This window comes from Vibrio sp. Vb0667 (genome assembly GCF_033391095.1).
The window spans coordinates 37312-57647 of record NZ_JAWPOL010000011.1; the positions used below are offsets into that span (position 1 = coordinate 37312).

The 20336-nt window shown below is 45.7% G+C and carries 14 protein-coding genes and 1 other annotated feature; of the genes, 10 read left to right on the forward strand and 4 right to left on the reverse strand.

The window, feature by feature from the left end:
- Positions 1-32 precede the first annotated feature (32 nt).
- Both R8269_RS12635 and gltB read right to left on the reverse strand, forming a co-directional pair.
- Entirely contained in the window at positions 33-1502 is a 1470-nt protein-coding gene (locus tag R8269_RS12635; RefSeq protein ID WP_318222551.1) for a glutamate synthase subunit beta, read from the reverse strand.
- The gene (gene gltB, locus R8269_RS12640) at positions 1502-6052 is read right to left on the reverse strand and encodes a glutamate synthase large subunit (protein WP_215810545.1); all 4551 of its coding nucleotides are present in this window, start codon (positions 6050-6052) and stop codon (positions 1502-1504) included. Before gltB ends, R8269_RS12635 begins: the two co-directional genes overlap by 1 nt.
- 551 nt (positions 6053-6603) lie before the next feature.
- On the opposite strand from gltB, the gene R8269_RS12645 reads away from it, so the two are divergent.
- From R8269_RS12645 to R8269_RS12660, 4 genes are all read left to right on the forward strand, one after another.
- Positions 6604-7563, forward strand: a complete 960-nt coding sequence (locus R8269_RS12645) for a TIGR01212 family radical SAM protein (RefSeq protein WP_017633631.1) — start codon at positions 6604-6606, stop codon at positions 7561-7563.
- Between the two features lie 35 nt (positions 7564-7598).
- Positions 7599-9344, forward strand: a complete 1746-nt coding sequence (locus R8269_RS12650) for a GGDEF domain-containing protein (RefSeq protein ID WP_025768422.1) — start codon at positions 7599-7601, stop codon at positions 9342-9344.
- 237 nt (positions 9345-9581) lie between these two features.
- Positions 9582-11936 carry an aerobic respiration two-component sensor histidine kinase ArcB gene (gene arcB, locus R8269_RS12655; protein WP_215810544.1) on the forward strand — a complete coding sequence of 785 codons (2355 nt, stop codon included), beginning with the start codon at positions 9582-9584 and terminating at the stop codon, positions 11934-11936.
- Between the two features lies 1 nt (position 11937).
- Positions 11938-12387: a hypothetical protein gene (locus R8269_RS12660; RefSeq protein ID WP_215810543.1), complete on the forward strand. Its 450-nt coding sequence runs from the start codon at positions 11938-11940 to the stop codon at positions 12385-12387.
- Between the two features lie 85 nt (positions 12388-12472).
- Here the strand turns inward: R8269_RS12660 and arcA are convergent, their stop codons facing one another.
- A complete protein-coding gene (gene arcA / locus R8269_RS12665) occupies positions 12473-13189 on the reverse strand; it encodes a two-component system response regulator ArcA (RefSeq protein WP_005381824.1) in 717 nt (238 codons plus the stop codon).
- Positions 13190-13550: 361 nt separating this feature from the next.
- Here arcA and R8269_RS12670 point away from each other — a divergent pair, with 361 nt between their 5' ends.
- Positions 13551-13958 (forward strand): DUF3293 domain-containing protein, encoded by a 408-nt coding sequence (locus tag R8269_RS12670; protein WP_005381823.1) that lies wholly within the window; start codon positions 13551-13553, stop codon positions 13956-13958.
- Between the two features lie 64 nt (positions 13959-14022).
- The gene (locus R8269_RS12675; protein ID WP_005381822.1) at positions 14023-14505 is read left to right on the forward strand and encodes a putative 4-hydroxy-4-methyl-2-oxoglutarate aldolase; all 483 of its coding nucleotides are present in this window, start codon (positions 14023-14025) and stop codon (positions 14503-14505) included.
- Here the strand turns inward: R8269_RS12675 and R8269_RS12680 are convergent.
- A complete protein-coding gene (locus R8269_RS12680) occupies positions 14502-14972 on the reverse strand; it encodes a ribonuclease regulator (RefSeq protein ID WP_167415017.1) in 471 nt (156 codons plus the stop codon). The two genes, R8269_RS12675 and R8269_RS12680, sit on opposite strands and share 4 nt — an antisense overlap.
- A 423-nt stretch (positions 14973-15395) precedes the next feature.
- On the opposite strand from R8269_RS12680, the gene thrL reads away from it, so the two are divergent.
- The 4 genes from thrL to thrC all read left to right on the forward strand — a co-directional run bounded on the left by thrL (position 15396) and on the right by thrC (position 20295).
- Positions 15396-15473 (forward strand): thr operon leader peptide, encoded by a 78-nt coding sequence (thrL, locus tag R8269_RS12685; RefSeq protein WP_074192076.1) that lies wholly within the window; start codon positions 15396-15398, stop codon positions 15471-15473.
- Positions 15409-15528: a sequence feature (Thr leader region), on the forward strand. It overlaps the preceding gene by 65 nt.
- A gap of 53 nt (positions 15529-15581) precedes the next feature.
- Positions 15582-18041, forward strand: a complete 2460-nt coding sequence (thrA, locus tag R8269_RS12690; RefSeq protein WP_258476711.1) for a bifunctional aspartate kinase/homoserine dehydrogenase I — start codon at positions 15582-15584, stop codon at positions 18039-18041.
- A 20-nt stretch (positions 18042-18061) separates the two neighbouring features.
- On the forward strand, positions 18062-19018 hold the full coding sequence (gene thrB, locus R8269_RS12695) for a homoserine kinase (protein WP_017635074.1): 957 nt from the start codon (positions 18062-18064) through the stop codon (positions 19016-19018).
- Positions 19015-20295 carry a threonine synthase gene (thrC, locus tag R8269_RS12700; RefSeq protein ID WP_005381818.1) on the forward strand — a complete coding sequence of 427 codons (1281 nt, stop codon included), beginning with the start codon at positions 19015-19017 and terminating at the stop codon, positions 20293-20295. The genes thrB and thrC overlap by 4 nt, the downstream gene beginning before the upstream one ends.
- The last annotated feature ends 41 nt before the right edge of the window (positions 20296-20336 follow it).

Genomic DNA, 20336 nt, shown 5'->3' on the forward strand with positions numbered 1-20336 from the left:
GGCAATTGAAAGAGAGAAGCATGACTGCTTCGTTAAGCAGAAAGCATCAGTGAATCTGCTTTTGCTTCTAGGTTTGTGCCACCCATTAAGTAATCATCGATAGCACGGGCACATTCACGGCCTTCGTTGATACAACGAACCACCAAAGATTGGCCTGTTCGCATATCACCAGCAGCAAATACACCTTCTTGGTTTGTAGCAAAACCTTGAGTTGCTACGTTACCACGATCATCTAGCGCGATATCCAGTTGAGCAAGTACGCCTGTTGGTTCAGGGTGTAGGAATCCCATCGCTAGAAATGCCATATCACATGGAATCACACGCTCGCTGTCTTCTACTTCTTTGAAGCTTGGGCGCTCGCCTGGTTTTGCATCTTGCCAAACGATATCAGCAAGACGAAGGCCTGTGACTTCACCTTTGTCATTTCCGATGAACTCTTTGGTCAGGATGTTCCAGTGACGATCGACACCTTCTTCATGAGAGGTCGAAGTACGTAGGATCATTGGGTATTGAGGCCAAGGCATATTGGCTGGGCGCTTCTCTGGTGGAATCGGCATGATTTCCACTTGAGTTACGCTTGCTGCGCCGTGACGGTTTGACGTACCTACACAGTCTGAACCGGTATCACCACCACCGATGACAACCACATGTTTACCTTTTGCGTGAATCTCTTCCGTTTTCAGGTCCATGTTATTTGCACGGCGGTTGTTTTGACCTAGGAATTCCATTGCGAAGTGAACGCCTTTGAGCTCACGACCCGGAACTGGCAAATCACGTGGAACTGTTGAGCCTCCCGTCAGTAGAACCACATCGAATTCTTGACGCAGTTGCTGAGCATTTACATCAACACCGACGTGTTGGTTTACTTTAAACTCAATGCCAGCTTCTGCCATTAGATTGATCTTGCGATCAATGACTTCCATGCTCAGTTTAAAGTCTGGGATACCAAAACGTAGCAGACCGCCCACTTTCTCGTCTCGCTCGAATACTGTCACGGTATGGCCTGCGCTGTTTAGCTGCTCAGCAGCCGCAAGACCAGCAGGTCCAGAACCAATGATCGCCACCGTTTTACCAGTGCGAGAACGTGGTGTTTTTGGTTTGGCGTACCCTTCACGATACGCCGTTTCTACGATAGTTTTTTCGATATTACAGATAGTGATTGGGTCTTGGTTGATACCAAGAACACAAGCACTTTCACATGGAGCAGGGCAAACACGACCAGTGAACTCTGGGAAGTTATTGGTTGAGCTTAGAATGTTCCAAGCTTCTTCCCAGCTATCACGATAAACCGCATCGTTAAACTCTGGGATGATGTTACCGATAGGGCAGCCGTTATGACAAAACGGCACACCACAATCCATACAACGAGAAGCCTGAGTATTGATCTTGTCACCAAACTCCTCGTTCAGAACGAACTCTTTGTTGTTCTTGATGCGTTCAGCTGGGTCGATCTTCTGTGGTAGTTCACGACCATGCTCTAAAAATCCAGTAGGCTTACCCATTATACGGCCTCCACTTGAGTTTCGTTTCCTTGAGACTGTGCTTCAGCTTTACGCTTTTGAAGAACCGCTTTGTAGTCACGCGGCATTACCTTAACCATAGAGGCTAGGCTTGCTTCAAAGTTGTCTAGGAAAGACTGAGCGACTTCACTTCCTGTGAATTGAACATGCTTAGTTAGCATGTCGAGTAATAGATCTCTGTCTTTTTGCTCGATTGGATCTAGGTCTACTAACTCTGGGTTCAGTTTTGACTCAAAGTCACCTGATTTATCCCATACGTAAGCCACGCCACCACTCATACCTGCGGCAAAGTTACGACCTGTTGACCCAAGGATGATGGCTGCACCGCCAGTCATGTATTCACAACCGTGGTCACCGACGCCTTCTACTACTACTTTCGCGCCTGAGTTACGAACACAGAAACGTTCACCAGCCATACCACGAATGAAAGACTCACCCGAAGTTGCACCGTAGAAGCACACGTTACCAACCACGATGTTGTCTTCCGCGACAATGCTTGATTTCGCATCTGGATAAAGTACTAAAGTACCGCCGGATAAGCCTTTACCCCAGTAGTCGTTCGCGTCGCCTTCCACTTCGAACTTCACGCCCTTAGCTAGGAATGCGCCGAATGACTGACCTGCAGAACCTTTGAACTTCACGTTCATTGGCTGAGGTAGACCTGCATCTTTGTACACTTTCGAGATTTCGTTCGACAACATGGTACCTGCAGAGCGGTCCGTGTTGACGATAGGGAACTCGGCATTCACCGCTTCGCCTTTCTCTAGTGCAGGAATCGCTGCTTGAATCAGCTTACGGTCTAGCACTTCTTCTAGGTTGTGGTTCTGTTGAGCTTGGTTGAATACACCATCAGCTTCACGTGGTTGCTCAACGTGGAGAACAGGAGACAGATCTAGGTTCTTGTATTTCCAGTGAGAAATGTCTTGGCGGATCTTCAGTTTCTGACCTTGACCGACCATTTCATCGATAGTGCGGAAGCCAAGCTCAGCCATGATTTCACGTAGACCTTGTGCCATGTATTGGAAGAAGGTAACGACGTCTTCTACGCGGCCATCAAAGCGCTCGCGAAGCGTCTTGTTCTGAGTCGCGATACCAACAGGACAAGTGTTCTTATGACACTTACGCATCATGATACAACCTTCAACCACTAATGCTGCGGTTGCTACGCCCCATTCTTCTGCACCAAGTAGTGTTGCCACTGCAAGGTCGCGAGGTGTCTTCATCTGACCATCTGCTTGAACCACGATACGGTTACGTAGACCGTTCTTCAGTAGCGTTTGGTGCGTTTCTGCCAAGCCAAGTTCCCAAGGAAGACCGGTATGGCGGATTGAAGACATTGGTGATGCACCTGTACCGCCGTCGAAACCTGCGATTAGTACAACGTCCGCTTTCGCTTTCGCTACACCAGAAGCGATCGTACCTACGCCTGCTTCTGATACCAGCTTCACGTTTACACGGCCTGCGCGGTTCGCGTTCTTCAAGTCGTAGATAAGCTGAGCCAAATCTTCGATTGAGTAGATATCGTGGTGTGGTGGTGGAGAGATAAGGCCAACGCCCGGAGTCGAGTGACGCGTTGCACCGATCCAGTCATCTACTTTATCGCCTGGTAGCTGACCACCTTCACCTGGCTTCGCACCTTGAGCCATTTTGATTTGCAGCTCTTCAGCGTTAGTTAGGTAGTAAGAGGTTACGCCGAAACGACCTGAAGCCACCTGCTTGATTGCAGAGCGTTCCCAATCGCCGTTCTCTTTGCGCTCGAAACGCATTGGGTCTTCACCACCTTCACCAGAGTTCGATTTCGCGCCAAGACGGTTCATCGCAACAGCTAGTGTGGAGTGTGCTTCGTAAGAAATAGAACCGAATGACATAGCACCGGTCGCGAAGCGTTTCACGATGCTTTCAATTGGCTCGACTTCGTCGATAGAGATAGAACCAGCTGGGTTCTTAATGAACTCAAGTTGGCTACGTAGGGTTACCGCGTTGTCACCTTGCTTATCTACAGCAGTCGCGTATTGCTTGAACTGATCGTAGTTCTTGTTGCGCGTAGACTCTTGCAGTAGAGAAATGGTTTCTGGGTTGAATAGGTGCTTCTCACCACGCTGTTTCCATTGGTAAACACCACCAACATCCAGCATTTGAATTGGGATTTCGCGTTGTGGGTAACCGATGCGGTGACGGATCAGCACTTCTTTGGCGATATCATCAAGGGTAAGACCTTGGATACGAGAAACCGTACCTGTGAAGTATTTGTCGACCACTGACTTGTGGATACCCAACGCTTCGAAGATTTGTGCGCCGTGGTAAGACTGTAGCGTCGAGATACCCATCTTCGAGAAGATCTTCAGAAGACCACCATTGATCGCTTTACGGTAGTTGTTGAACAGATCACGAGGGTTCGCTTCTGGATCCAACTTCTTCGTACGTTGAAGTTCAATGATGGTTTCAATCACTAGGTAAGGGTTAACCGCATTCGCACCGTAACCAAGTAGCGTTGCAAAGTGGTGCGTTTCACGCGCGTCACCAGTTTCAACCACGATGTCACACTTCGCACGTAGACCTTTACGGATCAAGTGGTGGTGCACTGCGCCAACTGCCAGCATTGCTGGGATCGCCGCGTGGTTTGAATTCACTGCGCGGTCAGTGAGTAGGATGATTGAGTAACCATCGATAACCGCGTCTTCTGCGTATTGGCAGATACGTTTTAATGCACGCTCAAGTTTGCCTTGATCTTCACTAGCTTGGAATACGATATCCAACGTTTTCGCTTGTAGGTGCTCGTTATCGATCGCACGTAGTTTTTCAAGCTCTGAGTTCGCCAGAACCGGCGATTCTAATTCGACTTTCTGACAGTGAAGTGGTGTTTCAGTCAGAAGGTTTTGGTCTTTACCCAAGTAAGTGTTCAGCGACATAACCATACGCTCACGGATCGGGTCGATCGGTGGGTTGGTTACCTGTGCGAACAGCTGCTTGAAGTAGTTAGAAAGATGTTGAGACTGATGAGATAGAACCGCAAGAGGCCAGTCGGCACCCATTGCTGATAATGGCTCTTTCGCGTCATTCGCCATTGGAACGATGATTTCGTTCACTTCTTCAGTGCTTACGCCAAACGCTTGTTGGCGGTGTAGAAGGTGTTCTGGCTTAGGTTGGCTGAACTGGTTGCTCGCATCTGGCAGCTTCTTCAAGCTCAGTAGGTTTTCTTCTACCCATTTCTCGTAAGGCTGTGCCGTTGCGATGGTGTCTTTCACTTCTTCATCGGAGATGATGCGACCTTGCTCTAGGTCTGCAACGAAGATACGACCCGGTTGTAGACGACCACGGAACTCTACGTTCTCTGGTTCAATATCCACAACACCAGATTCAGATGCCATCACTAGGAAGTTATCTTTGGTCACTGTGTAGCGAGAAGGGCGCAAACCGTTACGGTCTAGTGTCGCACCAACTTGAACACCATCAGTAAAACATACTGAAGCAGGACCATCCCATGGTTCCATGATGTTCGCGTGGTACTGATAGAACGCGCGACGTTTAGGATCCATGTTTTTGTTTTCTTGCCATGCTTCCGGGATCATCATCATCAATGCGTGTGGCAGGCTGCGACCAGAAAGAACTAGGAGCTCAAGTGCCATATCGAAGTTAGATGAATCCGAGCTGCCTTCCTGACAGATTGGAAGAAGCATGTCGATTTCAGCCTGAGTAAACAGGTCTGATTCTAGGATTGCTTCACGGGCTTTCATCCAGTTCAAGTTACCGCGAACTGTATTGATTTCGCCGTTGTGGGCAATGTAACGGAAAGGCTGTGCAAGACGCCATTTCGGGAAGGTGTTGGTAGAGAAACGAGAGTGTACCAGTGCCAGTGCAGTCACCATGGTCGGGTTTTGCAGATCGAGGAAGTACTGAGGTACTTGCTCGGTCGTTAACTGACCTTTGTACACCAATGTCTTGTAAGACATGGAGTTAATGTAGAAGTCGTCACCAATGTTCGAAACGCTTTCTAGGCAAACACGTACTGTGTAGTTACGAAGCACGTACAGTTTGCGTTCTAGTTCTTCAGGTGTGATGCCAGGGCCACCAGAGATAAACACATGCTCAAACTGAGGCTCTGTGCTTAGTGGGTCTGCACCAATCATTGAGTTATCGGTTGGCAATACGCGGTAGCCGATAACTTCAAGATCTAGACGTTGTGCGTTACGTTCTAGAATGTCACGGCATTGCTCGCGTTTGTATTCGTCTTTCGGGAAAAGAACGACACCAACACCATACTTTTCAAACGAAGGCAGTTTAATGCCTAGCTTAACGGCTTCTTCTAATAGGAATTCATGAGGTTTTTGTAGCAAGATACCCGCACCATCACCGCTGCATGGGTCACAACCTTGACCACCACGGTGTTCCATGCGAGCCAGCATATCCAATGCTTGAGTCACTACTTCATGAGATTTACGGTTTTTAAGGTGAGCAACAAAACCGATACCACAAGCGTCATGCTCCAGTTCCGGAGTGTACAGACCCTGTGGATTTTGCTCTCTATCTACCATAGATACATCCTTCCAGTTCAATGTCGACGCAAAAGTACCGGGCAGCAAATACTACCTAGACTATTGATTACGTCTTGTCCTTTATATTTATTATCGCCACCGATCTAGGTTGACCGGTCTTGATTCCTTTCCGTATCTCGCAGGAAAAGTTTTGCGAGAAAAACAATCCTTGGTGGTATCCCTTTATTTATTATCACTATCTAGTGATTTATATAGGTAGGAGTGGGATAACACCGACAAATCCCGCAGTGTGCTTTGTAATAAAAGTCACAAAAATAACGGGGTTGTGTAAGTATCCTACAATTTTGTCACTTCAGAATGCAATGAAAAACTCGGCGTTGTGACCCAATTTTTTCGTTTAATTATGCATTTTTAGTTTAACATTTACGCAACATGAACGATTTTTGTCTTTAATTATGCAAGTTTATTGATTTTGACCCGCATAATGGGTGTTTGAATTGATTAATATTGTGTGTTTTTTCTTGCAGGGATGTAATTTATTTACACAGATCGTAGTGAGATTGATTACGATTTATTGTTGGTGAGAATTTATGCAGTTACATGAGTTGGTCAATACAATCGGCCAAGATCTTCAGCGTCGATACGGTGAAAAGGTTCATAAGTTAACATTGCACGGTGGATTTAGTTGCCCTAACCGCGATGGCACGATTGGGCGGGGAGGATGTACATTTTGCAATGTGGCTTCGTTTGCAGATGAAGAAGTCCAGATAAAAAGCATTCACGAACAGTTAAAAGATCGCGCAGGTGAAATTCACAGAGCGAAGAAATATCTCGCTTATTTTCAGGCCTACACCAGTACCTATGCCGAGGTACAAGTTCTCAAAAACATGTATGAGGAAGCACTAAAGGCTGCAGACATGGTTGGTCTTTGTGTGGGGACGCGTCCTGATTGCGTCCCTGATGCGGTATTGGATTTACTGTCGGGCTATGTACAGCAAGGTTATGAAATTTGGCTAGAACTAGGTCTTCAAACCGCCAACAATGACACCCTAAAACGTATCAATCGTGGTCATGACTTTGAGTGTTATGCCGAAATCACTAAGCGTGCGCGAACACTTGGAATCAAGGTTTGTACTCACTTAATTGTGGGTTTACCCAAAGAAACCCGCGCCGAAAATATTGAAACGCTGCAAAAAGTGTTGGCCGTGGGAACGGATGGCATCAAGTTACATGGCTTGCATATTGTCGAAGGTAGCACCATGGCGAAAGCTTGGCGTGCTGGAAAGCTAGAAGCCCCTGAATTAGAAGAATATGTTGCGATCGCCAGTGAAATGATTCGTATGACACCACCAGATGTGATTTATCATCGCGTTTCATCAGCAGCTAGGAGGCCCACGTTATTATCGCCTCTGTGGTGTGAAAACCGTTGGCTAGCGATGACGGAAATTGGTCGAGATCTCAGTGCTCATGGTGCTCAAGGGAGTCTTACGGGGAATACCTTTATCTATACTAAACCGGAATTAATAGCAGATCGCTCAATAAATAACTGATATATTTTAACCAGTGTTCTTTGAAGGTTTAAACGATGGATCAGTTACTCAATTGGCTTTGGGGTGGTCAAGGCGGTTATGGCTATGTCGTCTTGTTGTTAATCGCAGGCGTGTGCGCGTTAGCACTGATCTATTTGCACTTTCAGACATCACTTAAGCAACTAGTAACGGATTCTCCCTATCCAGTCATAGTGGTGGACACTAGCCATGCTCAGCTCTTGCTATCTAACCAGGCTGCGATGCAGTTATTAGGCATTCGCTCTTTGGGAACGGGGTATTTGTATCCTGCTTTATTCGATATTCATGAGCTTGAGCAGTTTCTCGAGCGCTTCTCTAGTCGTCATTTTCGTCAGCAGGCTTTTGACTGGCGACTATCTGATAGTGAATCTATTAAAGTGGAGCTGTCAGGCAGAAAGAGTTTATTGCGCAATCATCGAGTTTGGATTCTTTATGCTCAGCCATATCAAGCCACTCACCAAGAGCAGCAACAAGAACTTGCCCAATTAATCATCGCACGTTCGGCATTAGACTCACTTTCAGAGCTGATTTGTACCCAAGACCGCCAAGGCAATCTATTAACGACCAATCGAGCATTTGATCAATTCTGGCAAGGGCGAAGGGAAGAAGCTTGCGCATCCAAGGCCTTGGGTGAGATGACCAGAAAAAGCGAACGTAAATGGACAACGGATCCACAAGGTCGAAGTTGCTTATTGGAAGTCAATCAAAACTCTCTTGTTTCGCCGAGTGGTGAGCTTATCGGTACGCTGTCTATTAGTCATGACGTGACTGAATGGCACAAGATGCAACAGAATCTGCGAGATGAAATGGAGCGTCGCAAAGATACAGAGGTGGCGCTAGCGCAAAGAGATACTATCTTACAAACGATTCTGGATGCCAGTCCGGACTCTATTGGTATTTTCAATGAGAACATGGTCTATCAAGCGTGTAATCAGCCTTTTGTTAAGGCGTTAGGCATTTCAAAAATTTCTGATTTGATAGGTAAGCGCCTCCAAGACGTGATTCCTAAAGAGATGTACGCGCGCTTAGCAGACAGTGACTTAGAAGCATTACGCCAGTTAGAGCCAGTTCGATACATAGATAAAGTCGTGAGTAGTGATGGTAAAAGTACGTGGTTTGATGTGGTGAAATCGCCTTTTAAAGATAAAGCATCAGGAACGAATGGTGTGCTGATCATGGCGCGTGATATTTCTGAGCGTTATCTTGCAGAACAAAAGTTGGAAAAAGCCAACCTAGAGTTAGAAAAATTGAGCTTTATGGATAGCTTAACTCAAGTATCGAACCGACGCCGTTTTGACGAACAGCTGCAGGTATTGTGGTACCACCACGCTCGAGAAAAGCTGCCGCTCACCATCATGTTATGTGACATCGACTTTTTCAAAGATTACAACGACTGTTACGGTCACCAACAAGGTGATGAAGCGTTAGTCAGTGTCGCTACCGTGTTTACACAAGTCATCAATCGTTCTTCGGATTGTGTTGCGCGTTATGGTGGCGAGGAGTTTGGTTTTATATTGCCGAATACCACCACGGAAGGTGCGCGCAACGTAGCGCAGCGTATTCATGAGAAAATTCTACAGCTTGATATGGAACACGACAGTTCAGAAGCATCTGAACGCCTTACCGTCAGTATCGGTCTGGTCTCTTACATTCCTCAGCATGGTGATGAACCCGAAATGGGCATCGCTATGGCTGACAGTGCGTTATACCAAGCTAAAGCTGATGGACGTAATCGCACCTGTATCCACCCCAGTTCTTGCTAACGCTTTGTGACCGCTTGCTCTAAGTTGATAGCTGATTGTTTAAATCACCGTATTAAACACGTTAAACTTACAGAAGCCTGTGCGCTCGTTGGTTTATCTTTCTATCTCGTGTCACAAGCGCAGATCGCACCGTGTGTTTTTCACTAATCAAACAGACCTAAATTGCGTTAGGTCGAGTGCATTTACCTGTTTTTCATCATCGAATGGCGCTATCTAGCCACCACCATGGAGTAGTTAATGAAACCCATGAAAAATCTCGCCCAGTATTATGTCGACTTGCTAGTCAAACTGGGGATTGTTCGCTTCTCTATTTTGCTAGCCCTTGCGCTGGTGGCATTAGCTGTTGTGGTGCAGGTAGGGATTACTTTAGCTCTCAAAGGGCGAGTAGATGATATCGACATTGTCCGTTCGGTGTTTTTTGGTCTATTGATCACCCCTTGGGCGGTTTACTTCCTCTCTGTGGTTGTCGATCAACTAGAAGAGTCTCGCCAGCGTTTAACTAAGCTGGTGTCCAAACTGAAGGACATGCGTTCGCGAGATCAAGAGTTGAATTACCAACTTCAACAAAACATTGAAAAGCTTAACCAAGAAATTGAAGAGCGTATTAAAGCGGAAGAAGCACGTGAAGAGGCGATGCAAGACCTCGAAAACGAGGTGTTCCAACGCGAACGTACTCAATTAGAGTTGGCAGAACGTACCGCATTACTGCGTTCATTTATTGATGCCTCACCAGACTTAATTTACTACCGCAATGCGGATGGTGTTTTCTCTGGCTGTAACCGCGCGATGGAAGAGCTAACGGGCAAGAAAGAGCACCAGTTAGTCGGATTAAGCCCTTGGGATGTGTATAGCAAAGAAATCGCCGAGCATATCGTTGATACTGACCAAAAGGTTTTTGCCGATAATCAAGCGATTACTTACGAGCAATGGCTCGAATACCCAGATGGTCGCAAGCATTACTTTGAGCTGCGTAAAGTGCCATTTTACAGCAAAGATGGCCGTCACCTTGGTCTCGTTGGGTTCGGTCGTGATATCACTGAACGTAAGCGCCATGAAGAGTCGTTAGAGAAAGCAAGCCGCGACAAAACTACCTTCATCTCAACCATCAGTCATGAGCTGCGAACGCCGCTGAATGGCATTGTAGGCTTAAGTCGTATGCTTCTAGATAGTCCGTTGACAGAAGAGCAGCGTAAACACATGCAGACCATCAATGTGAGTGCGATTACTCTAGGTAACATCTTCAACGATATTATCGATATGGATAAATTTGATCGCCGTAAGTTAGAACTATTACCTGCGCCACTTAACTTCGAAGACTTCGTCGCAGAGATTGAGAGTATCTCTGCTCTGATGGCGGAACAAAAAGGGTTACGCTTTGACTTAGAACGTTTAAGCGACTTGCCAAAAGCAATTGAAGTGGATGCAACCCGTCTACGTCAGGTGATTTGGAACTTGGTCAGCAACGCAATGAAGTTCACCAAGGAAGGTGGCGTTGTGATGACAGTGAGCGCGGATGTCGAAGACGATTTTGCGACCATTATTATGGAAGTGGAAGACACAGGTATTGGTATCCCAGACGAAGAGCTAGATAAGATCTTTGCGATGTACTACCAAGTGAAATCAGGCAAGGACAACCTGCACGCGGTCGGTACAGGTATTGGTTTGGCGGTATCTAAGCAACTGATCAATATGATGGATGGTGACATTACGGTTACCAGTGAGGAAGGCTTTGGTAGCACTTTTACTGTATCGATCCACGTTCCGATTGTTGAACTAGCTGAGCCAGTCATTGATGCGATACGCGACAATGTGCGCCTCAACATATTTATGGTCGAAGACATCGAGCTTAACGTAACTGTGGCTAAATCGTTACTAGAGAGCCTAGGGCACTCTGTCACCGTGGCAATGACGGGCCAAGAAGCGTTAGTGAACTTTGTGCCAGAAAAATACGACTTAGCGTTGTTGGATATCCAACTGCCTGATATGACGGGCTTTGATGTCGCCAATTATTACCGCAAGCATTATAACAATCTTCCTCCATTGGTCGCCTTAACTGCTAATGTAATGAAAGATCGTCGTGAATACTTAGATAACGGCATGGATGATGCGATCAGTAAGCCGCTGGCAGTGAATGCTATTCAGTCAGTGATTGATAAATTCTTCGCTCACCAGTTAGAACAACCTAAGGAAGTGGTGAGCGGTCCCGAAACAGTGGAAGAGCCAGTGCCTTCTCCTGTGATTGAGACACATTTGCTCGATATGGATATGTTAGAGTCTTACGTCGACATTGTTGGTGCAAAACCTGTCTACGACAGCATAAAAATGTTTGAAGATATGATGCCAGACTATATCGATGTCTTAGATTCGAACATGACAGCGAAAGATCAAGATGGGATTGTTTCTGAAGCGCATAAAATCAAAGGTGCTGCAGGTTCAATTGGCCTGAAACGTATCCAAAGTGTGGCGCAAAAAGCGCAATCGCCTGATATGCCTGCATGGTGGGAAAACATTTCAGACTGGGTTGAAGAGATCAAAAATGAATACCAAAACGATATTCAAGTCCTCAAAAGTTGGTTGGAACAAAGGAAATAACATGAAAAGAATCGCACCATTGGCGTTAGTCATGGCATTGATGGCAGGCTGTAGTTCCGTTCCAAATGTGAATTGGCAACAAAACAGTCAGATTACGATTAATGAGGTTAATGTTGAGCTCAAAAGTAATTTATGGGTGAACCTCATGCCGAATATTGGGGACGTGCAAGAGCAAAGTATTCAAGGTGCACTTTACCTCGAAGGAGATCAGTTACTTCCTGCAAATCTAACGGCAGAAGCTCTTATTATTAAACAGGGGCAAAAAGAGTGGTTGGTGGACAGTGCGTCTTTAGATACTCGAACGCACAGTGAAAGCCGATGGGAGGTGGCGTTCTCGTCTCACATTGATTTGAACACAGAAAAATCGGTTGATATCGCAGTGCTTCTAGACGATGCGGGTAAACAGCGTTGGTTAGTCGAAAAGTACGTGAAGATTAACAAGGTTTATTAACCGCAATGATGTTGCATTAGTCGTTAGACCTAAAACAAAAAGGGCTTGCTCAATGAGCAAGCCCTTCGCATATTAGCGGTTAAATCTAGTCTTCTAGATCGCCACAGAAGCGGTAACCTTCGCCGTGGATAGTGGCGATGATTTCTGGAGTACCTGAAACAGACTCAAAGTGCTTACGGATACGACGAATCGTTACGTCTACAGTACGGTCGTGTGGCTTAAGTTCACGACCAGTCATCTTCTTAAGAAGATCTGCACGAGTTTGAATCTTACCCGGGTTCTCACAGAAGTGCAGTAGTGCGCGGAATTCAGAGCGAGGTAGCTTGTAGCTATCACCAGCAGGGCTTACTAGAGAGCGGCTGTTGATGTCTAGTACCCAACCGTTGAATTCATACTTTTCTACCGAGCGCTTCTCTTCTTGCACCGCGTTAGAGCTCATTGAGCGACTAAGTAGGTTACGTGCACGAATAGTTAGTTCACGTGGGTTGAATGGTTTAGTGATGTAGTCATCTGCACCAATCTCAAGACCTAGGATCTTGTCTACTTCATTGTCACGGCCTGTCAGGAACATTAAAGCAATGTTCGCTTGCTCGCGTAATTCACGCGCTAGTAGAAGGCCATTCTTGCCTGGAAGATTAATGTCCATAATAACCAAGTTGACTGAGTTATCAGACAACACTTGGTGCATCTCTTCACCGTCACTGGCTTCAAAAACAGCGTATCCCTCTGCTTCAAAAATACTCTTAAGAGTGTTACGAGTTACTTGCTCATCTTCAACGATAAGAATCTGCGGGGTTTGCATTGGCGGTACCTAAATTTGTGACAAAATTGTGCTAATAGAATAAATTCTAGGCAAAAATATAACATACAGGTAATGTGATTTTGATAATAAATCAAGTTGATCAAAAAAACACTTCTTTCAGTTATCCGCCCTCCATGGAATTTTGCCAACTCACCAGTATCCAATGGCGACGTTTATTCTAAAGGGCTTGTTTACCTTTCATTTCCTGCTTTCAGTGGGGCCTGAAACGTAAACACCCTAAGATATTGAGCGGATTTTATATTGTTAACAGCATGCTAACAATGCTCAAATGTTAATTCCATTCAGTTTGTTGATTTATATCAATTGATGAAATGTAACTGTTATTAATCGTTTAAGACTTATGATAGAAAAAAGTAATAAGAACATAGACGCATCGTTATGGAATGCTTATTCAGAATCTTTTTTCAGATTCGAAGCCGAGTGGCGTGTTTCAAACTATGCTGTGATAACCGCTTGGAACCCATACAGTAACTTGAGGTCCAAAGAAGAGAACAGCATAAACAATCACGCGTTAGAAAAACAGCTACAGCACGTTAATTACGCGCCTGTCACGGTAGGTGATAGCGCTTTTACATGGTATGAGGAAAGCTTTGCCGTCGAGTTGTCGCCAGAGGTAGCCGTTGAATTGGCGAGTGACTTTCAACAAAACGCGATTTATTACGTCATTAATGACCAACTTTATCTTATTGCGTGCTCGCAGCCGAAAGTTTTTCATACGTTAGGCTCCATTAAACCTCGGCTCGTATAGAAGGTATAGAAAAGGATACTGCTCACTGAAGCACCGCTTGGGTGAGAAAATTCACGGAGGAAATATGAGAGACATTACACCCGATATTTGTGACCAATTTGAAGACCAAGTGAGCTTGCTTACTTTACCATTGCAGAACTTTGGTCAACGTAGCGCTTTTTACGGTGAAATCGTTACGGTGCGCTGCTATCACGATAACTCGAAAGTGCGTGAAGTACTGGGCGAAGATGGAACGGGTAAAGTATTGATTGTTGACGGACATGGATCGTGTCAGAGAGCATTACTCGGCGATCAATTAGCGATACTCGGAATAGAAAATGGGTGGGAAGGTATCATTGTCTATGGTGCAATACGCGACGTAGCACAAATATCTCAAATGGACATTGGCGTTCAAGCTCTTGGAACTAACCCGTTTAAAACAGAGAAACGCGGGATAGGAGAGGTAAACGTAACCTTAACGATGCAAAACCAAATCGTTCAACCTAAGCACTACGTTTACGCGGACTGGAACGGTGTGTTGATTTCTAAGCAAAAGCTGGACTTCTAAAAACGAAAGCCTAAACCAACCTCAAAGCCTTGTTGCCAATCTTGGTAATCAAGAGTCGCGTGAAGATCCAGTTTATCGGTAATTTTTACGCGACTTGAGACTTCAGCCGCGAGGCTACTGTCGTCTTGGCGAATACCTTCCGCTGTTTCGTTCTTGTAAGAGCGAACTGTACTTTTCAGCGTGACACGATCATTAAAGTGATAGCTGATCCCACTCAAAAAACCACTTTGATTTTGGGTAGGAGAGTTATTGACTCGCGCACCGACATAAACGTCTACCGAATCAAAAAGCTCGTAAGCGTAACCCGTATCGATATTCCAAACATCAAAACTGTCAGACTGATAACTGTCGCTGGAAATGAATAGTTTATGAGGAGAAGGGGATGTTTTACCTGGAAGCGGCGGAAGCTCGTTTGCTAGACAAACACCAGGCACAAAAAACAGCAACAGAAAAAGCCCTCTTTTCATGTTCACCACTCCTTGTGTCAACTTTTTTATTAGTATGCGCCCAAAGCTTCTCACTATTAAAGCATAGAATATGAAAGCTAGCTCACCTATTTTCTAAATAATTCGATCCTATGAACATAAGTCACAGTTAAGTTGTTGTTATGTGTCACAACCCTCTCGAATTATTTGATCGTACGTTTTATGGCAAAGATCAGACTAGTTATTAGATAAAAAACCGAACTGGTGATGATGGTTAAGTCCTTTACAAAAACTAACTGTAGATTTTTAAATGATCAATAATGTGTAATTAACTATAAATATCAATGACATTGCTTAGCAGAATTCTCTGAAAGATGGAAAAACAAACAATTTTTTGTTGACTATGTATCAGAAACTCGGTAAACGTAGAGTTAAGCAAACACAATTAACGTTGAATATTTATTTATGCCATCTAACAGCCTAGTAGTAATGACCACGACCATTATTATTACCGACACGACACATGTTGGGGCAGGCTGCTGAGCGAAAGAAATTCACAAAAAAGGCCTGTATCCAACAAGATACAGGCCTTTTTTTATGCTTTTTTATCCAGAATTTAGACAAATTTAAGAAGATATACCGGAGGAAGGGATGCGAGTATTGAAGTTTGGCGGATCATCACTAGCTGATGCAGATCGCTTTTTGAGAGCGGCAGACATTATTGCCAATAACGCTCAACAAGAAGAAGTGGCGGTTGTTCTTTCCGCTCCTGGTAAAACAACAAACAAATTGGTTGCGGTCATTGAAGGCGCATTGCGCAATGGTGAAGCAGAACTACAAATCAAAGAGTTGGAGGAGTCGTTTAAAACGCTCTTCACTCAAGTCCAAGCAGTACTACCCAATATCGATGGTTCAGCTTTCGATAACCAAGTGAAAACTTCTCTCTCTCAATTACGCCAATTCGTTCATGGCATCAATCTTCTTGGCATGTGCCCAAACAATGTTAATGCACGTATTATTAGCAAAGGCGAACGCGTTTCGATTCAATTGATGAAAGCGGTGTTAGAAGCCAAAGGCCAGCCTGCACATCTTATCGACCCAGTTGAATACCTATACGCAAAAGGTGATCACCTTGAAGCCATGGTTGATGTAGATGTTTCAACGCAAAACTTCCGCCAAAACCCTCTGCCTCTGGGCCATGTGAATATAATGCCTGGCTTTACCGCAGGTAACGAGAAAGGTGAATTGGTAACACTTGGTCGCAATGGCTCTGATTATTCGGCGGCGGTTCTTGCGGCGTGTCTGCGCGCAGATTGTTGTGAGATCTGGACTGACGTAGATGGTGTATACAACTGCGACCCTCGTTTAGTGGAAGATGCTCGCTTACTTAAATCTCTTAGCTACCAAGAAGCAATGGAGCTTTCTTACTTCGGTGCTTCCGTTTTGCATCCGAAGACCATCGCTCCTATCGCGCAGTTCCACATCCCATGTCTGATCAAAAACAGCTTTAACCCACAAGGTGCAGGAACTCTGATTGGGCAAGACACTGGTGAAGACAATCTGGCGATCAAAGGTATCACGACGCTAAACGACCTAACCATGGTTAACGTCTCCGGCCCAGGTATGAAGGGTATGGTTGGCATGGCAAGCCGCGTATTTGGCGCAATGTCTTCCGCTGGTGTGTCTATTGTTCTTATTACTCAGTCTTCTTCTGAGTACAGCATTAGCTTCTGTATTGAGGCAGAAGATAAAGCAAAAGCGCAACAAGTACTGGCCGATGCGTTTGAGTTGGAACTGAAAGATAGCTTATTAGAGCCGGTCGAGTTTATTGATAATGTTTCAATCATAACGTTGGTTGGTGACGGCATGCGTACATCGCGCGGTGTTGCATCTCGCTTCTTCTCATCTCTTGCTGAAGTGAACGTAAACATTGTAGCCATCGCACAGGGCTCATCTGAGCGTGCTATCTCAGCCGTGATTCCTGAAGATAAAATCTCTGAAGCAATCAAAGCGTGTCACGAAAACCTCTTCAACTCTAAGCACTTCCTAGACGTCTTCGTGGTTGGTATTGGTGGCGTTGGTGGTGAGCTGGTGGATCAGATCGAGCGTCAACAGGCGAAGCTTGCGGAAAAAGGCATCGTTATTCGCGTGTGTGGCTTGGCAAACAGCAAAGGTCTTTTACTTGATAGTGAAGGTCTGCCACTCGAGCATTGGCGTGATCGTATGTCGGCAGCGACAGAAGAGTTCAGCCTAGCGCGTTTGATTTCTTTGGTTCAACGTAACCACATCATCAACCCAGTATTGGTTGACTGTACATCAAGTGAAGATATCGCGAACCAATACGCTGATTTCCTAGCAGCTGGTTTCCATGTCGTTACACCAAATAAAAAAGCAAACACAGCAAGCATGGCTTACTACCATCAGCTTCGCGATGTTGCGCGCAGCTCTCGTCGCAAGCTGATGTACGAAACAACTGTGGGGGCGGGTCTACCGGTAATCGAAAACCTGCAAAACCTAATCTCAGCGGGTGATGAGCTAGAGCGCTTTAGCGGTATTCTTTCTGGCTCTCTGTCATACATCTTCGGTAAGTTAGATGAAGGTATGAGCCTAAGTGAAGCTACTAATATCGCAAAAGAAAATGGTTTTACTGAACCGGATCCTCGTGATGATCTTTCTGGTATGGATGTCGCGCGTAAGCTTCTGATCCTAGCTCGTGAAGCAGGCATGTCTCTAGAGCTAGAAGACGTTGTGGTTGATCAAGCACTGCCACCAGGTTTTGATGATTCTGGTAGCGTTGATGAATTTATGGCGCGTTTACCTGAAGCAGACGCCTACTTTAAAGAATTATCTGCAAAGGCAGCGGAAGAGGGCAAAGTACTGCGCTACGTTGGTGAGATTAATGAGGGCAAGTGCACAGTAAGCATCGCAGCGGTGGATGAAAACGATCCAATGTATAAAATCAAGGACGGTGAAAACGCACTGGCATTTTACAGCCGTTACTATCAGCCAATCCCACTAGTGTTACGTGGCTATGGTGCAGGCACCGAAGTAACGGCTGCGGGTGTATTTTCTGACGTGATGCGTACTTTAGGTTGGAAACTAGGGGTATAACAATAATGAGTTCAAGTGATATGGATGTAGTGGTTTATGCCCCAGCATCAATTGGTAATGTAAGCGTTGGCTTTGATGTGCTGGGGGCTGCCGTGTCTCCAGTGGATGGCACACTATTGGGTGACCGTGTATTGGTGAAATCTGGGGCTGATCCGTTCAGCCTTAAAACGGCGGGTGATTTTGTTGAGAAATTGCCAACTGAACCAAAAGAGAACATCGTCTACGACTGTTGGCTCGTGTTTGCTCGTGAGTTAGACAAAAAAGGCGTTGAGCTAAAACCACTTGAGATGACGCTAGAAAAGAACATGCCAATTGGCTCTGGTTTAGGCTCAAGTGCATGTTCTATCGTCGCTGCATTAGATGCATTGAACCGATTCCATGGACAGCCACTTAACGAGACAGAATTATTGGCGCTGATGGGAGAGATGGAAGGCAAGATCTCTGGTGGTATTCACTACGACAACGTTGCGCCATGTTACCTTGGTGGTGTGCAACTGATGCTTGAAGAGTTGGGTATCATCAGTCAAGAAGTGCCTTGCTTTGATGATTGGTACTGGGTGATGGCGTATCCGGGTATCAAGGTATCAACGGCGGAAGCGCGTGAGATCCTACCATCTCAATACCGCCGACAAGATATCATTGCTCATGGTCGCCACCTTGCGGGCTTTATTCATGCGTGTCATTCTGGTCAGCCAGAACTTGCTGCAAAAATGATCAAAGACGTGATCGCAGAACCGTATCGTGAGAAACTGCTTCCAGGTTTTGCGAATGCACGTCAATACGCAGCGTCTGCGGGTGCATTGGCAACCGGTATTTCTGGCAGTGGTCCGACACTGTTCAGTATTTGCAAAGAGAAAGATGTCGCTGAGCGAGTTGCTCGCTGGTTAGAACAAAACTACGTACAAAACGAAGAAGGATTCGTCCACGTTTGTCGTCTAGATAAGCAGGGTTCGAAAGTAACAGGAAGTGAGCTATGAAGCTTTACAATATAAAAGAAAATGATGAACAAGTTTCCTTTGGCCAAGCCGTTCGCCAAGGGTTAGGCCGTAACCAAGGTCTATTTTTCCCATCGGAATTACCAAAATTTGAAGATATCGATGCGCTGCTTGCAGAAGACTTTGTCTCTCGTAGCACTAAGATTCTATCGGCGTTAATTGGAGATGAACTTACAGAGGAGCAAGTGAATGCTCTTGTTGATGCTGCATTCCAATTCCCTGCGCCTATCAACCAAGTAAAAGATGGTGTTTACGCACTGGAGCTGTTCCATGGCCCAACGCTTGCGTTTAAAGACTTTGGTGGTCGCTTTATGGCGCAATCTCTTGCAGCCGTTTCGGACGGTGGCAAGATCACCATTCTGACAGCAACTTCTGGCGATACTGGCGCAGCCGTTGCGCATGCTTTCTACGGTATGGAAGACATCAACGTTGTGATTCTTTACCCGAAAGGTAAGATCAGCCCACTGCAAGAGAAGCTATTCTGTACGCTTGGTAAGAACATCCATACTGTCGCGATCGATGGAGACTTCGATGCGTGTCAGGCACTGGTCAAGCAAGCTTTTGATGATTCTGCACTGCGTGAAGAGATCGGTCTGAACTCTGCAAACTCAATCAACATCAGCCGTTTGATGGCGCAAATCTGTTACTACTTTGAAGCCGCTGCGCAAATGAGCAAGCAAGAGCGTGAAAACCTAGTGGTATCAGTACCAAGTGGTAACTTTGGTAACCTAACTGCTGGTCTACTGGCAAAAGCGCTGGGCTTGCCTATCAAACGCTTTATCGCGGCAACTAATGCCAATGACACTGTTCCTCGCTACCTAGAAACAGGTAAGTGGGAGCCAAAACCAACAGTCGCAACAACATCGAACGCGATGGACGTGAGCCAACCAAACAACTGGCCTCGTATTGAAGAGCTGTGCCGCGTGAAAGAGTGGGGCTTGGAGACGTTAGGTAAAGGCGCAGTATCTGATGAGCAAAGCGCACAGTCAGTGAAAGATTTACATGCTCTAGGCTACCTATGCGAACCGCATGGTGCGATTGCTTACCGAGTGCTTGAAGAACAATTGCAAGACGGTGAAACCGGTCTGTTCCTATGTACTGCTCACCCTGCGAAGTTCAAAGAAGTCGTGGATGATATTCTAGAATCCGATATCGAGCTTCCTGCGCCACTAGCGAAGCACGCTGCGATGGAGCTGCTATCGGAAGAGCTCGACGCAGACTTTGACGCATTGAAACAAGTACTGCGCCGCGTGCAGTAAGCTTCAAAGTATAGTAAGTATCAAAAACAGAAATAACGAGA